The organism is Pseudomonas sp. FIP_A4 (genome assembly GCF_036701605.1).
Lineage (GTDB): Bacteria > Pseudomonadota > Gammaproteobacteria > Pseudomonadales > Pseudomonadaceae > Stutzerimonas > Stutzerimonas phenolilytica.
Genome location: NZ_JAYDXP010000068.1, coordinates 1 through 408, shown reverse-complemented (window position 1 = coordinate 408; position 408 = coordinate 1). Strand labels below are relative to the sequence as shown.

At 61.5% G+C, this 408-nt stretch carries 1 pseudogene; it reads right to left on the bottom strand.

Annotated elements, in window-relative coordinates:
- Positions 1-76: 76 nt before the first annotated feature.
- Positions 77-408 (bottom strand): annotated as a pseudogene (locus U8L64_RS00545) (hypothetical protein); the annotation flags it as partial.

Below are 408 nucleotides of genomic sequence, written 5' to 3'. Positions count from 1 at the left end.
GTCAGCAGCCCAGGCACGAATTGCTGGGCGCCTACCATATCTAAGACAAGTTCCATGGTCGTTTCGCTCCTTGCGTTTAATGGCAGCGATTAAAGGATTGCGGATCACCCAGCGGGCGATAGTGGTCATCGTAGAATTTGTAGTTGCCGGGCAGGGCGCCACCCCCCTGCGTGCGCAGATGGTGCAGGAGAAATCCCGCTGTGGTCTCTGGCTGCGCTGATCGTCTGAGCGTCTGACCACCGCGCCGGGATTCGTGCAGGTAGCCGCTGATCGCGGTCAGCGCCTGCAGCGGCAGTGCGTCAGCGTGCTTGAAGTAGTCACCCGCTGGTCGAAGGGCTACAACGCGACGGCGCCACGAACCGGCCGGTGCAATGGTACTTCGACAACCTGCTGCCCGAGGAAGGCCAG